At 67.0% G+C, this 15,854-nt stretch carries 14 protein-coding genes; 10 read left to right on the top strand and 4 right to left on the bottom strand.

Annotated elements, in window-relative coordinates:
* Window positions 1-10: 10 nt before the first annotated feature.
* Window positions 11-556: a hypothetical protein gene (locus tag KBY77_RS01805; protein ID WP_255101893.1), complete on the top strand. Its 546-nt coding sequence runs from the start codon at window positions 11-13 to the stop codon at window positions 554-556.
* Here the strand turns inward: KBY77_RS01805 and cobN are convergent, their stop codons facing one another.
* Window positions 557-4,333 (bottom strand): cobaltochelatase subunit CobN, encoded by a 3,777-nt coding sequence (cobN, locus tag KBY77_RS01800; protein WP_255101892.1) that lies wholly within the window; start codon window positions 4,331-4,333, stop codon window positions 557-559.
* Between the two features lie 89 nt (window positions 4,334-4,422).
* Between cobN and KBY77_RS01795 the strand changes: the two genes are divergently transcribed.
* From KBY77_RS01795 to KBY77_RS01785, 3 genes are all read left to right on the top strand, one after another.
* Window positions 4,423-5,340 carry a branched-chain amino acid transaminase gene (locus KBY77_RS01795; RefSeq protein ID WP_094553915.1) on the top strand — a complete coding sequence of 306 codons (918 nt, stop codon included), beginning with the start codon at window positions 4,423-4,425 and terminating at the stop codon, window positions 5,338-5,340.
* Window positions 5,341-5,371: 31 nt separating this feature from the next.
* Window positions 5,372-9,079, top strand: coding sequence for a methionine synthase (gene metH / locus KBY77_RS01790; RefSeq protein WP_255101891.1), 3,708 nt, complete (start codon window positions 5,372-5,374; stop codon window positions 9,077-9,079).
* Between the two features lie 62 nt (window positions 9,080-9,141).
* Window positions 9,142-9,414, top strand: a complete 273-nt coding sequence (locus KBY77_RS01785; RefSeq protein ID WP_255101890.1) for a DUF4090 family protein — start codon at window positions 9,142-9,144, stop codon at window positions 9,412-9,414.
* A gap of 3 nt (window positions 9,415-9,417) precedes the next feature.
* Here the strand turns inward: KBY77_RS01785 and KBY77_RS01780 are convergent, their stop codons facing one another.
* A complete protein-coding gene (locus KBY77_RS01780) occupies window positions 9,418-9,639 on the bottom strand; it encodes a hypothetical protein (RefSeq protein WP_255102057.1) in 222 nt (73 codons plus the stop codon).
* 187 nt (window positions 9,640-9,826) lie between these two features.
* Here KBY77_RS01780 and KBY77_RS01775 point away from each other — a divergent pair, with 187 nt between their 5' ends.
* The gene (locus tag KBY77_RS01775) at window positions 9,827-10,201 is read left to right on the top strand and encodes a DUF2237 family protein (protein ID WP_255101889.1); all 375 of its coding nucleotides are present in this window, start codon (window positions 9,827-9,829) and stop codon (window positions 10,199-10,201) included.
* 10 nt (window positions 10,202-10,211) lie between these two features.
* Here KBY77_RS01775 and KBY77_RS01770 read toward each other — a convergent pair whose 3' ends face one another.
* Entirely contained in the window at window positions 10,212-10,988 is a 777-nt protein-coding gene (locus KBY77_RS01770) for an SDR family NAD(P)-dependent oxidoreductase (RefSeq protein ID WP_255102056.1), read from the bottom strand.
* Between the two features lie 43 nt (window positions 10,989-11,031).
* On the opposite strand from KBY77_RS01770, the gene KBY77_RS01765 reads away from it, so the two are divergent.
* From KBY77_RS01765 to KBY77_RS01745, 5 genes are all read left to right on the top strand, one after another.
* On the top strand, window positions 11,032-11,949 hold the full coding sequence (locus KBY77_RS01765; protein ID WP_255101888.1) for an NAD(P)H-dependent glycerol-3-phosphate dehydrogenase: 918 nt from the start codon (window positions 11,032-11,034) through the stop codon (window positions 11,947-11,949).
* Window positions 11,946-12,875: a PhzF family phenazine biosynthesis protein gene (locus KBY77_RS01760; protein ID WP_255101887.1), complete on the top strand. Its 930-nt coding sequence runs from the start codon at window positions 11,946-11,948 to the stop codon at window positions 12,873-12,875. Before KBY77_RS01765 ends, KBY77_RS01760 begins: the two co-directional genes overlap by 4 nt.
* Before the next feature lie 11 nt (window positions 12,876-12,886).
* A complete protein-coding gene (locus KBY77_RS01755; RefSeq protein ID WP_255101886.1) occupies window positions 12,887-13,855 on the top strand; it encodes a SpoIID/LytB domain-containing protein in 969 nt (322 codons plus the stop codon).
* Window positions 13,842-14,672, top strand: coding sequence for an ATP adenylyltransferase (locus KBY77_RS01750; protein WP_255101885.1), 831 nt, complete (start codon window positions 13,842-13,844; stop codon window positions 14,670-14,672). The genes KBY77_RS01755 and KBY77_RS01750 overlap by 14 nt, the downstream gene beginning before the upstream one ends.
* 249 nt (window positions 14,673-14,921) lie before the next feature.
* A complete protein-coding gene (locus KBY77_RS01745) occupies window positions 14,922-15,680 on the top strand; it encodes a sigma-70 family RNA polymerase sigma factor (protein WP_255101884.1) in 759 nt (252 codons plus the stop codon).
* Here the strand turns inward: KBY77_RS01745 and KBY77_RS01740 are convergent.
* On the bottom strand, window positions 15,628-15,822 hold the full coding sequence (locus tag KBY77_RS01740; protein WP_255092686.1) for a sigma factor SigF: 195 nt from the start codon (window positions 15,820-15,822) through the stop codon (window positions 15,628-15,630). The genes KBY77_RS01745 and KBY77_RS01740 overlap by 53 nt on opposite strands.
* Window positions 15,823-15,854: the final 32 nt, after the last annotated feature.

Raw genomic sequence — 15,854 nt, 5'->3', positions numbered from 1 at the left:
TTCCCTGACCATGGGTCTGTTCGATCGTCTGCTCGGCAACCGCTCCGAAGGAGCCTTCTCCTCCAAAGCCCCCAAGGCCAAACCGGCGAAGGCCAAGCAGGAAGAGAGCTTCTACCTCGATCCAGACGCTTCGAGCAGCCTGGGTGATGTGAACTTCATGCGGCGTTCGAACAAGATCCGCCACACCTTCCCTGGAAATGCCGACAATCCTGGCGACAAGGAAATGATCCAGGAGGTGGATTCGATGGCGGCTCGGCTCGAGAAGGCCAGCACGGGCCTGCCCGGCACCGAGACGAAGGCCATCAACACCAACCTCACCGGTGGTGTGCCCAAGCCGGTCAAGAAAACCTTTGCCGAGAAGTTGAGCGCGGCGGAGCTGAGCAAGCGCCTCAGGGGAGCTGCCGTGGGTGGAGTCAACGCCGCTGGCGGTGCAGCACCAGCTGCCCGTAAGGCTGCGGGGGGCACTTCCGATGGGCAGCCTGGCAGCAGCCTGCAGCAGGCCAGGCCCGGCACCATTGATGCTTTCAAGGACATGGCCAAGGAGATCAACTCCTGATCAGCCCTCCACCAGGCTTTCACTACTGAGCACCAACTGCCTGAGAAGCTCCAGTTGCTGAGGTCTTGCAGACTCCCAAAGCTGGCGGTTGTGGGCTTCCAGCAGCCGCTCGGCCATGTCACGCAGGGCCCAGGGATTGGCCTGGCGCAGGAAGTCCAGCAGGGTTTCATCTCCCAGCCAGGTGTCGCAGATGGCGCCGTAGCTCCAGTCCGGCACGCGACCGGTGCTGGCGTCGTAGGCGAAGAGGTAATCGAGGCTGGCCGCCAGCTCGAAGCCACCCTTGTAGCCATGGGCGCGCATCCCCTCGATCCAGCGGGGGTTTAGCACCCGCGAGCGCAGCACCTTGTCGAGTTCCCGCTCCAGGCGATGCAGGCGGGGCCGCTGGCTGCGGGAATGATCTCCGAACCAGAGGGCTGGTGCTGAACCGCGCACACGCTCCGTGGCGGCGCTCAGCCCCCCCTGGAACTGGTAGTAGTCGTCGGAATCGAGCAGGTCATGCTCTCGGTTGTCCTGGTTGTGCAGCACCACCTGAACCTGGCGCAGCCGTTGCTCCAGCCCGCCGCGATCGGCGATCGCCTCACCGCTGCCCTCATAACGCCAGCTGCTCCAGTTGAGGTAGGCCTCGCCCAGATCGCTGCGCTCCTCCCACTGGCCGCTGTCGATCAGGCCCTGCAGTCCTGCCCCATAGGCCCCCGGCGCTGAGCCATAGACCCTGGCGCAGTGACCTTCGCGCATCAGCGCCGCCGCCAGGGGATTATCCGATTCCGCCTCCTGCAGACCCGCCACCAGGGCCGTGGCCCGGTTGACCCAGCTCACCAGCTGGGGGAAGGCATCCCGGAACAGGCCGGAGATGCGCAGGGTCACATCCACCCTGGGGCGCCCCAGCAGGGACAGCGGGATCACCTCCAAATCCACCATCCGCCGGGTAGGCCCGTCCCATACCGGCCGCACCCCCATCAAGGCCAGAGCCTGGGCGATGTCTTCACCGCCGTTGCGCATCGTTGCTGTCCCCCAGACCGAGAGGGCCAGGTGGCGCAGATCTTCACCTTCCTCCTGCAGGTGCAGCTCCAGCAGCAACTCGGCGCTGCGCCGTCCGAGGTCCCAGGCAGCTTCGCTGGGCAGTCCGCGCAGATCGACGCTGTAGAAGTTGCGGCCGGTGGGGAGGAGATCGGGACGGCCGCGGGTGGGTGCCCCGGAGGGACCGGCGGCGATGCGCTCCCCCGCCACGCCTGCGAGAAAGGCTTCTCGCTCCGCCTCACCGCAACGCAGCAGCCGTGGGATCAGGTCGCCGCGCACCCTTTCCAGTACCGAGCGGGTGACGGCGCCGCAGGGCTGTGCCTCGACCATGGGAGTCGGCCTGGACTCCAGCAACGCCTCAACTGGCGGCACCAGCAGGGGTCGCAGCAGTTGAAGCGCCCACGCCTCCAGCAGGGCCACGCCATCACCGATCCGGCGGCAGGCCTGGGCCGACTCCGTCGTTGTCCCGCCAGGAGTTGTCGCTGTGGGCGTGGCTCCGCCTGCGGCCAGGGCTGTCAGCAGCAGCTGCCGGTCGGCCGGATCCAGGGGCTCGTCTTCCGGATCTGCCCAGGGATCGAACGTCAGTCCCAGATCCTTCGCCAGGGCCTGGGTCAGTCCTGGCCCCTCTGCGAGCGGTGGCCGCGCCAGGCAGAGCAGCAGCTCCAGCAGCGGCTCCGGGGAGGGCAAGTGGCCGTAGATGTGCAGGCCCGTGCGGATCTGGGCCTCCTTGAGCTCACAGAGGTAGCCGTCGGCGCGATCGATACGGCTCTCCAGATCACAGGCCTCCAGGGGCAGCTCCAGGGTCTCGAGGGTCTCGGCCAGGCGCTGGCGCAGGGGTGCCACCCGCCCGCTGCCCAGTTGGCAGGCTTCCCAGTACTCATCCAGCAGGGCCTCAAGCGTCTGGAGCGGCCCGTGCAACCCCGCACGCCCCAGGGGCGGGGTGAGATGGTCGAGGATCACGGCCTGGGCTCGGCGCTTGGCCTGGGAGCCTTCGCCGGGATCGTTGACGATGAAGGGATAGAGGTGGGGCATCGGCCCCAGGGCCCACTCGGGAAAACACTGGCTCGAGAGACCCAGCCCCTTGCCCGGCAACCACTCCAGGTTGCCGTGCTTGCCCACATGCACCACCAGCTGAGATCCCTCCACCTCCCGCAACCAGAGGTACTGGGCCAGATAGGCGTGGGTGGGGGGCAGATCGGGGCTGTGGTAGCTGAGGCTGGGGTCGCGGTCGTAGCCCCGCTCCGGCTGGATCAGCACATGGGTGCGGCCGAAACGCAGACCTCGGATCGGGAAACCGGCTCCGCTGGCGGTGCGCTCCAGTCCGCCGTCCTTGTCGGGGGAACCCCAGCGCCGCTCGATCAGATCCCGTCCCGGCTGCGGCAGCCCGCCATACCAGAGCTCGTAGGTGGCCAGGGGCAGGTGGTCGAGGGGCGGCCGGTGGCTGCTCTCGGCATCGTTGCTGCGGCCCGCCAGCAAACGACGGATCAGCTCCTGGCCATCCTGAGGCAGCCCCTCCTCTTTGCCGAGGTCGTAGCCGGCGGCGGCCAGCCAGTGCAGCATGGCCGCCGCACTCGCGGGCGTGTCAAGACCCACGCCATTGGCCAGGCGGCTGTTACGGGTGGGGTAATTGGCAAGCACCAGCGACAGGCGCCGCTGGGCCGGGGGAGTGCCGCGCAAGCTCACCCAGGCCTGGACCAGCTGGGCGATCCAGTCGAGGCGCTCGGGATCCGGCTCGTAACGGTGCAGAGCGGTGGTGAGCCGCTCATCGGCCCGGTCGGCGGCCTCCTTGAACGCCCCCACCCGGGTGGTGAGGCGGCCATCCAGCTCCGGCAGCGCCACCTGCAGGCTCAGATCGAGCGGGCTGAGGCCGATGCTGCTGCTCTGCCAGCGGTCTCGGCTGCAGCTGCTGCAGAGCAGCTGCAGCACCGGAACGTTCAGGGCCTCCCAGAGCGGTGCGCCGAGGCCCGCCTCTTCGAACTGCACCGAGGCGAAGGAGGTGGTGCAGAGCACCGCCTGCACCCCTTCGCGCCCCAGCAGGTCGGCCACACCGCGTTGCACCGCTCCATCGCGCAGGCCGCTCACCCACAGGGCCCTGGGGCAGAGTCCGCGCCGGCGCAGGGCGCTCAGGGTGGCCTCGGCCAGGGCGGTGTCGCCTGCCTGCAGCAGGGCGCGGTAGAGCACCAGGCCGACCCGGGGTCCGGGATCCGCCCGCCAGTCGTAGGGTGCCGGATCGGGCAGGGGCTGGGTCAGCGGCGGCTCGGGCTGCTCCCCCACCAGCAGGGCGCCGAGGCTGAGCAGCACCCGGCGCAGGTTGGCGCGCCCCCCTTCCCGCAGGCAGCGGCCGCATGCCAGGGCCAGGGCCTGATCCACAGTGCCCAGGCTCGCCAGGTCGTTCTCGTCTTCGCTGGTGCCGGCCACCACCACCAGCTGGCGGCCTGGGAAGTTGGCCCAGCGGCGCAGCTGCTCGAGTCCATAGCTCCAGTGGCCCCGGCCCCCCAGCAGGCGCACCAGCACCAGCCGGGTGTCCCCCAGGCTGGTGGCCAGATAGTGGTCAATCACGGCGGGGTGATCCAGGGCCGCGAGATTGAGGCCGCGCACCTCCTGGCTGAGCAGGGCCGGCTCGTCGCGCAGCAGGCCCGCGAGGGCGCTCAGGTCGGTGTCGGCGCTGCTGAGCAGCAACAGGGGAGCCGACGGCTGCTCCACATAGAGGGGACCATCCGTGTCGCCGGTGGCGCCGGGAACTGCCGCAAGCCGATGCATCGGCCCATCCTCGGTCCTGACGGTGAGAAGATCGTGGCCCGTCCACGGTGCGGAGCCGGCCGCTCCTCCCCCTAGCCAAGCTTCTCCGCATGCAGAAATTTCTCCCCTACGCCTGGTTCCAGGGCGGATGCGTTCCGTTCGCCGAGGCCACCCTCTCGGTGGCCACCCACGCGCTGCATTACGGCACCGGCGCCTTCGGGGGGATGCGGGCCCTGCCCAACCCTTCCGATCCTGGCGAAATTCTGCTGTTCCGCGCCGACCGCCACGCCCGTCGACTGAGCCAGAGCGCTCGACTGCTGCTGGCTGAGCTGGAAGAGAGCACGATTCTCAGCGCCATCGACGCCTTTCTGCAGGCCAACCGTCCGACCACCCCGATCTACCTGCGGCCGTTCGTCTACACCAGTGATCTCGGCATCGCGCCGCGTCTGCACGACATCGAGACCGACTTCCTGATCTATGGCATCGAGCTGGGCGACTATCTCTCCCCCGATGGAGTCAGCTGCCGCGTCAGCAGCTGGACCCGCCAGGAGGACCGCTCCCTGCCCCTGCGCGGCAAGATCAGCGGCGCTTACATCACCAGCTCCCTGGCCAAGACGGAGGCGGTGAAGAGCGGATTCGATGAGGCCCTGCTGCTCAACAGCCGCGGCAAGGTCAGTGAGGCCAGTGGCATGAACCTCTTCATCGTTCGTGAGGGCGTGCTGATCACCCCGGGCGTTGATCAGGACATCCTGGAGGGCATCACCCGAGCCAGCATCCTGGAGCTGGCCCGTGCCCTCGACATCCCTGTGATCGAGCGGGCGGTCGACAAGACCGAGCTGTTCGTGGCCGACGAGGTGTTTCTCAGCGGCACTGCGGCACGGGTGACCCCTGTGCGGCGGGTCGAGACCACCGATCTGCCCACGGAGCGCCCTGTGATGGAGCTGCTGCGGGAGCGGCTCACCCAGATCACCATGGGCAAGGACCCCAGCTACGACCACTGGGTCACCCGCATCCGCCTGCGCGACTGATTTCTAGAGTGGTCACTGGCACGATCACGCGATGACGGCACTGGTTGGCGGGGCGGCGGCGGCAAGGACAGGAACCGGCAGGGTCGGCTTTCTGGACCACCTGCACGGCCCTGATCGGCCCGTGGTCGTGTTCGATGGCGCGACCGGTACCTCGCTGCAGCAGATGGATCTGAGCGCCGAGGACTTCGGTGGCGCCGCCCTCGAAGGCTGCAACGAGAACCTGGTCTTCACCCGCCCTGATGCCGTGCAGGCCGTGCACCGTCAGTTTCTTGAGGCGGGCTGCGATGTGATCGAAACCGACACCTTCGGCGCGGCCTCGATCGTGCTGGCGGAATACGGGCTGGAGGATCAGGCTTTCGCCCTCAACCAACGGGCCGCCGAGCTGGCCCGCGAGATGGCCGATCGCTACAGCACCCCCGCCAAGCCTCGGTTCGTGGCGGGCTCCATGGGCCCCACCACGAAGTTGCCCACCCTGGGCCATATCGATTTCGACACGATGAAGGCTTCCTTCCGTGAGCAGGCGGCGGGGCTGCTGGCGGGTGATGTCGATCTGTTCATCGTCGAGACCTGTCAGGACGTGCTGCAGATCAAGGCGGCGCTCCAGGGACTGGAGGAGGCCTTTGAGGCCGCCGGCCAGCGTCGGCCGTTGATGGTCTCGGTCACGATGGAGACCACAGGCACGATGCTGGTGGGCTCCGACATCGCCGCAGTCGTCTCGATTCTGGAGCCCTTCCCGATCGATGTGCTCGGCCTCAATTGCGCCACCGGTCCAGAGCAGATGAAGGCTCACATCCGCTACCTGAGTGAGCACAGTCCGTTTGTGATCAGCTGCATTCCCAACGCCGGACTGCCGGAGAATGTGGGTGGGGTGGCTCACTACCGGCTTACACCCCTGGAGCTGCGGATGCAGCTGCTTCACTTCGTCGAGGATCTGGGGGTGCAGGTGATCGGCGGCTGCTGCGGCACCACCCCCAGCCATATCGCAGCACTGGCCGATCTGGCTGCGCATCTGCACCCCAGCCCCCGGCCCGTGCGGCTGCCGGAGCAACGGCTGGCGCGTCCTGCTCTGCAGTGGGAGCCGGCGGCGGCCTCGATCTACGGCATCACTCCTTATCACCAGGACAATTCGTTCCTGATCATCGGCGAACGGCTCAATGCCAGCGGCTCCAGGAAGGTGCGTGATCTGCTCAACGACGAAGACTGGGACGGTCTGGTGGCCCTGGCTCGCGGCCAGATCAAGGAAAATGCCCATGTGCTCGATGTCAACGTCGACTATGTCGGTCGCGACGGCGAGAAGGACATGCACGATCTGGTCAGTCGCCTGGTCACCAATGTGAATCTGCCACTGATGCTGGATTCAACCGAGTGGCAGAAGATGGAGGCCGGCCTGAAGGTGGCTGGTGGCAAGTGCATTCTCAATTCCACCAACTACGAGGATGGCGATGAGCGCTTCTTCAAGGTGCTGGAGCTGGCCCGCCGCTATGGCGCTGGGGTGGTGGTGGGCACCATTGATGAGGAGGGAATGGCCCGCACAGCGGAGCGCAAGTTCTGCATCGCCCAGCGGGCCTACCGCGATGCCGTTGAGTATGGAATCCCAGCCCATGAAATCTTCTACGACCCCCTGGCTCTGCCCATCTCCACAGGCATTGAGGAGGACCGGCGCAATGCCGTCGCCACGATCGAGGCCATCCGCCTGATTCGCGCCCATCTGCCGGGCGTTCATGTGGTGCTGGGAGTGAGCAATGTGAGCTTCGGGCTCTCTCCGGCGGCTCGGATCGTGCTCAATTCCGTCTTCCTGCACGATTGCTGCGAGGCGGGCCTGGATGCCGCCATCGTCAGCCCCGCCAAGATCCTTCCCCTCGCCAAGATCACCGAGGAGCATCAGCAGGTCTGCCGTGATCTGATCAACGATCGCCGCCGTTTCGAATCGGAGGCGGCAGGGGCGATCTGCATCTACGACCCCCTCACCGTGCTCACCGGACTGTTCGAGGGGGTGAGTGCGAAAGAGGCAAGGGCATCGGGTCCGAGCCTGGCCGATCTGCCCGTGGAGGAGCGCCTGCGTCAGCACATCATCGATGGCGAACGCATCGGGCTAGAGCCGGCACTTGAGGAGGCCATGGCCAGCCACCCGCCGCTGCAGATCATCAACACCTTTCTGCTTGATGGCATGAAGGTGGTGGGGGAGCTTTTTGGCTCCGGTCAGATGCAACTCCCCTTCGTGCTTCAGAGCGCCGAAACGATGAAGGCGGCAGTGGCTTTTCTTGAGCCGCATATGGAGAAGGTAGATGGAGTCAGCAGTGCCAAGGCCAAGTTCCTGATCGCCACCGTCAAGGGCGATGTGCACGACATTGGCAAGAACCTGGTTGATATCATCCTGACCAACAACGGCTATGAGGTGATCAATCTTGGCATCAAGCAGGGGGTAGAGGCGATCATTGAGGCCCAGCATCTTCACCAGGCAGACTGCATCGCGATGAGCGGTCTGTTGGTGAAATCGACAGCTTTCATGAAGGACAATCTGCAGGCCTTCAATGAGGCTGGCATCACCGTTCCAGTGATCCTCGGTGGGGCGGCACTTACCCCCCGCTTCGTGCAGAAGGACTGCCGCTCGGTTTACAACGGCCAGGTGATCTATGGCCGCGATGCCTTTGCCGATCTGCGCTTCATGGATGCGCTTTCGGAGGCCCGCAAGACCAGCCAGTGGGATGACCGCCTTGGCTTCCTCGCTGGTGCTCCGGCGGGGCTCGGCTTGGAGGAGGTCGAACCCGAGCCTGTGCCGGCGGCGGAACGGATCGACGAGCCTGATCAGGCCACAGCTGCTGATTCCCCAGCAGACGGGGCTGCTGCCACTTCAGAGGCAGCCATCGCTCCTGACGCCACCAGCCACCTGGAAGTCACCAGCCATCGATCCGAGGTGGTTCCGGAGGAGCCCGCCGTGCAACCCCCCTTCCTGGGCAGTTGCCTGATTCAGGAGAGCGAGATCCCCCTCGATGAGGTGTTTGCCTATCTGGATCGCAACGCCCTGTTTGCCGGCCAGTGGCAGCTCCGCAAGAGCCAGGAGCAGAGCCGTCAGGCCTATGAGGCGATGCTGGTTGAGACAGCCGAGCCCGTCTTGCAGCGCTGGATCGAGCGCTGCCGGCAGGAGGTCCTGCTCACCCCCCGCGTCGCCTATGGCTACTACCCATGCGGCCGTGACGGCAATGCCATTGTGGTGTTCGACCCCGATGGCAGCAAGCGGGTTCTCGGGCGCTTCGAGCTGCCGCGTCAGCGGGGCGGCAATCGCTACTGCATCGCCGATTTTTTCCGAGATCTCAGTGAAGGCGGGCCCAGTGATGTGCTGCCGATGCAGGCGGTGACCATGGGCGAGCGGGCCAGCGTCTATGCACGGGAGCTTTTCGCCGCCGATCGCTACACCGACTATCTCTATTTCCACGGGCTGGGCGTTCAGATGGCCGAGGCGCTGGCGGAGTGGACCCATGCCCGCATCAGACGGGAGCTGGGCTTTGCGGCCGAGGAACCGTCGGTCCTGCGTGATGTGCTGGCTCAGCGCTACCGCGGCAGCCGCTATTCCTTTGGCTATCCGGCCTGCCCCAACGTGGCCGATTCCCGCCAGCAGCTGACCTGGCTCGATGCCGGTCGTATCGGCTTGACCATGGATGAGAGCGACCAGCTCGATCCCGAGCAGAGCACCACCGCCCTGGTGGCTGTTCATAGCCGTGCCCGCTATTTCAGCGCCTGATTCCACCGGCTCCAGGGCTGCCGGGGCGGTGGCAGGCTGAGTTGGTCTCTGCCTGTTCTGCCATGGCCATTGCCGGTCCTGATGGTGTCGATGCGGCGATCGCCGCCGGCCTCGATCTCGATGGAAGCCCCATCCCTGCCGAAATGCTCAGCCTCTACAACGAGGTGATGGCGCTGGAGGCTCAGCGAGCCCGCAGCGGCGTGCGCAAGTCGATGCGCAACCGGGTGGTGAAGACCGGCTCCAAGCATCTGGACCAGGCCAGCCTCGATGCCAGGCTCAAGGCCGCCGGCTGGGAGGGCCTCAAGGCCAAGGAGATCGATTTCTTCTACGGCTGAGGCTCAGAGCGATTCAAGGCTGTCGATCACGTCCTGCTGGAAGGCCTCCAGGTCATTGGAGTCGCTCAGATCAATGCCCTCTCCAGCGGCGTTCTGGGTGAGTTCCTGGAAGTGGAAGGCCCCCTCCCCATGGGCCAGAAATTCCATGGCGGAGGTTTCACCGCTTTCCTTGAAGGCGTCAAACAGGGCCATGAAGGCAGCGTCTTCGGCGTAATCCCAGCTCATGAAGGTGTTGAAGGCAAGGCGGAAGGGCGGCAGAAGGAGGCCTTCCAACACCACAGCTCAATGAGCTTTAACGCCTGCCCCCCCGAATCCGTCAACCTCTCCGCTGGATTTCGTGCCCGCCGCTGGTCAGACTCGGGGTTCATGCCTGGGATTTTGCGTGGATCAATCGTCGACAGCCCCCAGCCCGTTGTCGCTGAATGTGCTGGGGCAGCCTCTGGTGGTCTGTGGTTGTGAGCCGATGACCGGCTGGTTCCGCGATGGCCACTGCCGCACCGATCCCTCCGACCACGGCCGGCACACGGTCTGTTGCGTCATCACCGATCTGTTTCTGCGCTATTCCCTCTCCCAGGGCAACGACCTCAGCACCCCCAGGCCCGCCTACGGCTTTGCAGGCCTCAAAGCCGGCGACCACTGGTGTGTATGTGCCGCCCGCTGGCTGGAGGCCCACGACGACGGCGTGGCACCGCCGGTGCGGCTGGAGGCAACTGAGGCCTCCAGCCTGGAGCTGATCCCCCTGGAGCTGCTGCAGTCATTCGCCCACTCCCCCTCCCCCCAGGCCTGAGGCCCCAGCCTCACCAGGGAATCGTCGTCCCGTCCCAGGCCAGGAAGCGGCCGGAGTGGCCGGGCCCCTGGGCTGCGATCACATCGAGCAGCTGGTTGGCGGCCCGCTCAGGCTTGAACAGCCGCTCCGCCGGCACTGAACGGCGAAAGGGTTCGGAGAGCGCCGTGGCGGTGGTGCCCGGATGCAGCAGGCTCACGCAGGCCAGGGGCAGACGGCGCTCCCACTCCAGGGCCAGACAGCGCAGCAGCTGGTTCTGGGCCGCTTTCGCGGCCCGGTAGCCATACCAACCACCCAGCTGGTTGTCGCCGATGCTGCCCACCCGGGCTGAGAGGCTGGCGAAGTGCACTGGCTCCTGGCGGGGCAGCAGGGGTTCCAGGGATCGGGCCAGCAGCGCCGGGCCATAGGCATTCACGCTGAACAGGCGCTCCAGGGAGCTGCGCTGGAGCTGCTGCAGCCGCTTCTCCGGTTGCAGGTCACCGTCGTGGAGCAGGCCGGCGGTGTTGATCACCAGCCGCAGCTGCACCTCCTCCTCCCGCAGCCTCCTGGCGCATGCCCCAAGGCTGGAGTCGTCCGTGAGATCGAGGCCCAGGACCCGTTCGGGCGGCACCACTCTCCCCGCCGGCCACGGCCGCCGGCTGGTGGCCCACAGCCGCAGGGCAGGGGCCCGTTGCGCCAGAGCCTGGAGCAACGCCTGGCCGATGCCGCCGCCGCCCACCACCAGGGCATCCCCCCGCCAGTGGAAGAGCCCCTGGGCGCCTTCAGAGGCTCCAGCTCCCTGAGCTGGCATCGACATGGAAAGGGGCGAAAGAGGAATGTCCCATCATGGTGAGATGGCACTGCGCATTGGCATCTTCGGGCAAGGCGCTTGGGGCCGAGCCCTTGGCCGGGTGTTCCAGCAGGGTGGCCACCAGCTCAGCAGCTGGTCGCGCCGCGATGGCGGTGATCCCGCTGACCTGCTGGCGGACCAGGACGTGGTCCTCTGCGCCATCGCCATGGCCGGCGTGCCGGAGCTGTCCCAGAGGCTCTCCCCCCGGTGGCCCTCGGGGTTGCCCCTGATCAGTTGCACGAAGGGCCTGAACCTTCAGTACCACCTCACCGCCTCCCAGCTCTGGCAGCGCTCGATTCCCAGCCTCTCCAGCCTGGTGCTGAGTGGCCCCAACCTGGCTGGCGAGCTCGAGAGGGGGCTGCCTGCGGCCAGTGTGCTGGCTTCACGTCACTCTGATCTGGCCCAGTCGCTGCAGCAGGGCCTCAGCAGCGACCAACTGCGGCTTTACACAAACACCGATCCGATCGGCACCGAGCTCTCGGGTGCTCTCAAGAACGTCATGGCCGTGGCGGCCGGTGTCTGTGATGGGTTGGGCCTGGGAGCCAACGCCAAGGCCTCCCTGCTCACCAGGGGTCTGGCGGAGATGGGCCGCCTCAGCCAGCAGCTGGGCGGAGTTCCCGACACCCTCTATGGGCTTGCCGGGCTGGGAGATCTGCTGGCCACAGCGAACAGTCGTCTCAGCCGCAACTATCGCTTCGGTCTGCACCTGGCGGATGGACTCAGTGCCGAGGAGGCGATCCTTGCCATCGATGCCACGGTGGAGGGCCCATCAACGGCCGTCGCCGCCCTGGCCCTGGCGGAGCGGGGTGGAGCCCGCTTGCCGATCTGCGCCCAGGTGGTGGCCCTGATCGAGGGGCGCATCACCCCCCATGAGGCCGTGCGCGCGCTGATGGAGCGGGATCTCAAGGCTGAGGAACGATGAGCGACAGCACCCTGCCCGCCGTCCTGATCACGGCTTTCGCCGAGCGACCGCTCCAGGGCAACGGTGCCGCGGTCGTGGCCCTGGAGCAGCCAGCCCCGGCTGCCTGGATGCAGGCGGTGGCCGGCCAGCTCCGCCAGTCGGAGACCGCGTTCCTGCTGCCCCTCAGCAGCCTCGGGCCTGGGGCTGAGCCCGCGGGAGAGTGGGCCCTGCGCTGGTTCACGCCGCGCTGTGAAGTGCCGCTCTGTGGCCACGCCACCCTGGCCTCCGCCCTGGCTCTCGGCCACTGGGGCCTGCTGGCGCGAGGTACCTCGATCCGCCTGCACAGCCGCTCAGGACCGCTGCTGGTGAGCCTGAGCGAGTCCGCTGCGGGCCGTGCCCAGCTGGTCCTCCCCTCAGCAGGCCTTGAGCCCTCGCCCCTGCCCGCTGAGCTGGATCGGTTGCTGGGGGTGAAGCCGGTTCGCGGCTGGCGTTCGGCCCTGGGCTACTGGGTGGCGCTGTTGCCGCCGGAGCTGGACCTGGCTGGCCTGGATGGGGACTCTCTCGCTCAGGAGCTGCGCGGAGAAGTGCGCCAGGGCCTGGTGCTGATGCAGGCGGTGGCGGCCAGCGGCCATTCCCCCACGGTGCAGGGGTTTCCAGCCGACTACCAATTGCGTTTCCTGGCACCGGGCCTCGGCATAAGCGAAGATCCGGTCACTGGATCCGCCCATGCCCTGGTGGCCCCGTGGTGGTGTGATCAGCTGCGCCGCGAGCGGGTGGTTGGCTGGCAACCATCCCCCCAGGGCGGCGGAATGGTGTGCGAACGGCTGTCTTCAGGCATGATCCGCCTGTCGGGTTCGGGTCAACTGCTGTGGGATGGCCGCTTGAGCGCTGGTGTCGAGGCTGGAGAAGCCGAGGACTGGAGCTGCTGTCTGCCCGGCCAGGGCTGAACCGTGTTCTCGTGACCGCGCCTCTGAGCGTGGTGGCGCTGGGCCTTGGCTTCCTGGCCCAGCAGGCGTTCACCGAGCCCCGCTCCAGCCTCGACGCCAAGGTTATGGAGGCTCTGTTGCCGGCCACGGCTGCCGACGACCCCGACCGTCAGTCAGAGGCGCGGCAGCTGGAGGAGATCCAGGCGCGCCGCGCCGACGCGGCCATCCCCCCTCCCTCTTCCGGCATGGCCCCCAGCGGAGACCTGGCCCTGGCGGAGCCGGCCGCTGGGCGCCCCGTTCCCCTGGAGGCGCGGGTGGCCCTGCTGCGCCAGGCCGGTCGGCCCACACTTTCTGCCAGGGGCCCCTGGCAGCTGCTGGACGGCGATGGCCGGGTGCTGCTCCGCGGCGGTCCCGGTGAATCTGTGGACTGGAGCAGCCAGGGCAGCGCTGATCTCTGGTTGGAGAGCGCCGGCGGCCAGGCCTTGCTGGTCAATGGTCTGCCCTATGAGGGCCGCCTGCGCCTGCTGCGGGAGGGAAGCGGCATCACCCCGATCAACCACCTGCCGCTGGAGCGCTACATCGCCTCGGTGGTGGGGGCAGAAATGCCCAGTTCCTGGTCGATGGAGGCGCTCAAGGCCCAGGCGGTGGCGGCCCGCTCCTACGCCCTGGCCCATCTGGCCCGGCCCGCCAACCGCTACTGGCATCTGGGGGACACGACCCGCTGGCAGGCCTACCGGGGGCTGGAGTCGGTCACGGCCCGCACCAGGGAGGCCACCGAGCGCACCAATGGCCTCATCCTCAGTTACCAGGGGGGCATCGTTGAGAGCCTCTACGCGGCCAATTCCCAGATCACCCTGGAGGCCCATGGACATCTGGGAGCAAGCATGAGCCAGGAGGGTGCCCAGCAACTGGCCATTCAGGGCCAGCGCTACAACCAGATCCTTGGTCACTACTACCAGGGGGCGTCCCTGGCACGATTGCAGATCGGTGGAGCGAACTGAGAGCATCTGGGTCGAGGCGCTCGAGCGTGGCCGTCATGCTCTCAAGAGCGGCAGTCTCGTTCCGCTGGAGACGGAGCTGATCCCCCCCCAGGGCTGGGAACCTTTTCAGCTGCGCCGCCTGCTCTCCGCCACCCCGAAGCACCTGCGGGCTCAGGGTCCCAAGCCCAATCCTTTCCGCCCCTGGGATTCGCCGCTGCAGGTGCGCCTGCTGGGACACAGCCATCTGGTGCTGCTGAACAAGTACCCCGTCCAGGCGGGCCATGTCCTGCTGATCACCCAGGCCTATGAGCCCCAGTCAGGCTGGCTCGAGGACGGCGACTGGGCAGCGGTCGCCAAGGTCGATGCCGACACCGGCGGGCTCTGGTTCTTCAACAGCTGTGCCGAGGCCGGGGCAAGCCAGCCCCACCGCCACCTCCAGCTGCTGCCGCGCCACGGCGACCAGGTGGCCTGCCCACTGGATGGGCTGCTGCGAGCCCAGTTGGCCGGAGCGGATGGACCCTGGCCCTGGGCCTACAGACTCAGCCCCCGCAGGCCCGGCGAAGGAGCCCAAGCTCTGGCTGCCACCTACCACGCCCATGCCCTGGCCCTCGGTCTGGGCGAACCCGCCTGCGACCCCAGACCTCGCCATCCTTACAACCTGATGTTCAGTGACCACTGGTTCCTGACGGTGCGGCGGGAACGGGAGCATGTGGCGGGCTTCAGCGTCAATGCTCTGGGGTTTGCCGGCTACCTGCTGCTGAGTGAAGGCTCAGATCTGGCCTGGTTGCAACGTGAGGGCCCCTGGGCCCTGCTCCAGGCGGCGGCGGCGAGAGGCTGAGACCTGCGATCGAAAGCTTGCTCGAGCGAATCGGCTCGGGACGGATCGGATCAACACGGCATGAACCCACCGAACGGGCCATTCCGTGGTTTCACGGTTGCCGAGACCTGCTGGCTGGTCCGTATCTGGAAAGGGGCAGCGACCCGAGGTCGTGGCTCCTTGATCTGGCTCCAACTCCAACTACATCCACCTTTCTCGATTCCGATGACCAGCGCATCCCTTGTTCAATCCCGCCCCAGCCGCTCTGGCTTGAGCCGGCGTCTGCGCCAGCGCAACGACCGAGTGGCCAGGCACCTGGAACTGGTGCGACCGATCGCCCATCACTACAGCTCCCTGTGCCGCGAGGGCCGCGACGATCTCACTCAGGTGGGCCTGCTGGGCCTGCTCAGGGCAGCCGAGTTGTTCCAGAGCGATCAGGGCACCCCGTTCGAGGCCTTTGCCCGCCATCACATCCGCGGGGCGATCCTGCACTACCTACGTGATCAGGCGCCTGTGATCAGGCTCCCCCGGCGACAGCGGGAGCTGGAGGACCGCCTGCGCCGGCTGCAGCAGAACCAGGCCGGCGGAAGCGCCGAAGGCAGCCGCCGCACGGAGCCCCTGGCCAACTCCAGCCTGAGGCGGCTGCTGGGCTTGAGTGAGGCCCAGTGGCAGCGCTTCGAGCAACTTCGCCAGCTGGGAAAACTCACCAGCCTGGACGGGGAGGAGGAGCGGATCGCCGCCACCGAGCCTGAAACGGAGGAAGGTCCCGGGGAAGGGGACGCTGGTGATCGGATCATGGCGCTGCTGGCCCAGTTGGAGCTGCGCCAACGCACCGCCGTCCAGGAGGTGGTGCTTGCGGGCCAGAGCCTCAGGGGCACGGCCCGCAAGATGCAGGTGAGCCCGATGACGGTGCATCGCTTGCTCGCTCGAGCGCTGGATACCTTGAGGCAACGGATGGAAGGGGAGAGCCTGAGCTTCAGCCCTGATCCGGGGATGCATCGCGGGCGATCTGTTTCTCCAGCGTGCTGATCGCGGCATTCACCGCCGCCAGTTGCCGCTCGACCCCGTCCCGCCAGTAGGTGAGCATGCGCATCTTGCGCTCCTGATGCTGACGGCGGCTGGTTTCGGGGTCGCAGCCTGAACCACCAAAGCAGGGCAGGGGAGGAAACATGAGAAAATGTCACGTGTAAGGACGGTTCTAGC

It is taken from the genome of Synechococcus sp. Cruz-7E5 (assembly GCF_024345995.1).
Lineage (GTDB): Bacteria > Cyanobacteriota > Cyanobacteriia > PCC-6307 > Cyanobiaceae > Regnicoccus_A.
Note: the sequence above shows the minus strand (reverse complement) of the source record. Positions and strands in the feature narration are given on the sequence as shown.

Excerpts from the sequence above, each read along its gene's own strand:
- KBY77_RS01805 (WP_255101893.1), top strand. The coding sequence starts at position 11 with ATGGGTCTGTTCGATCGTCTGCTCGGCAACCGCTCCGAAGGAGCCTTC.
- cobN (WP_255101892.1), bottom strand. The coding sequence starts at position 4,333 with ATGCATCGGCTTGCGGCAGTTCCCGGCGCCACCGGCGACACGGATGGT.
- KBY77_RS01795 (WP_094553915.1), top strand. The coding sequence starts at position 4,423 with ATGCAGAAATTTCTCCCCTACGCCTGGTTCCAGGGCGGATGCGTTCCG.
- metH (WP_255101891.1), top strand. The coding sequence starts at position 5,372 with ATGACGGCACTGGTTGGCGGGGCGGCGGCGGCAAGGACAGGAACCGGC.
- KBY77_RS01785 (WP_255101890.1), top strand. The coding sequence starts at position 9,142 with ATGGCCATTGCCGGTCCTGATGGTGTCGATGCGGCGATCGCCGCCGGC.
- KBY77_RS01780 (WP_255102057.1), bottom strand. The coding sequence starts at position 9,639 with ATGAGCTGGGATTACGCCGAAGACGCTGCCTTCATGGCCCTGTTTGAC.
- KBY77_RS01770 (WP_255102056.1), bottom strand. The coding sequence starts at position 10,988 with ATGCCAGCTCAGGGAGCTGGAGCCTCTGAAGGCGCCCAGGGGCTCTTC.
- KBY77_RS01765 (WP_255101888.1), top strand. The coding sequence starts at position 11,032 with ATGGCACTGCGCATTGGCATCTTCGGGCAAGGCGCTTGGGGCCGAGCC.
- KBY77_RS01760 (WP_255101887.1), top strand. The coding sequence starts at position 11,946 with ATGAGCGACAGCACCCTGCCCGCCGTCCTGATCACGGCTTTCGCCGAG.
- KBY77_RS01740 (WP_255092686.1), bottom strand. The coding sequence starts at position 15,822 with ATGTTTCCTCCCCTGCCCTGCTTTGGTGGTTCAGGCTGCGACCCCGAA.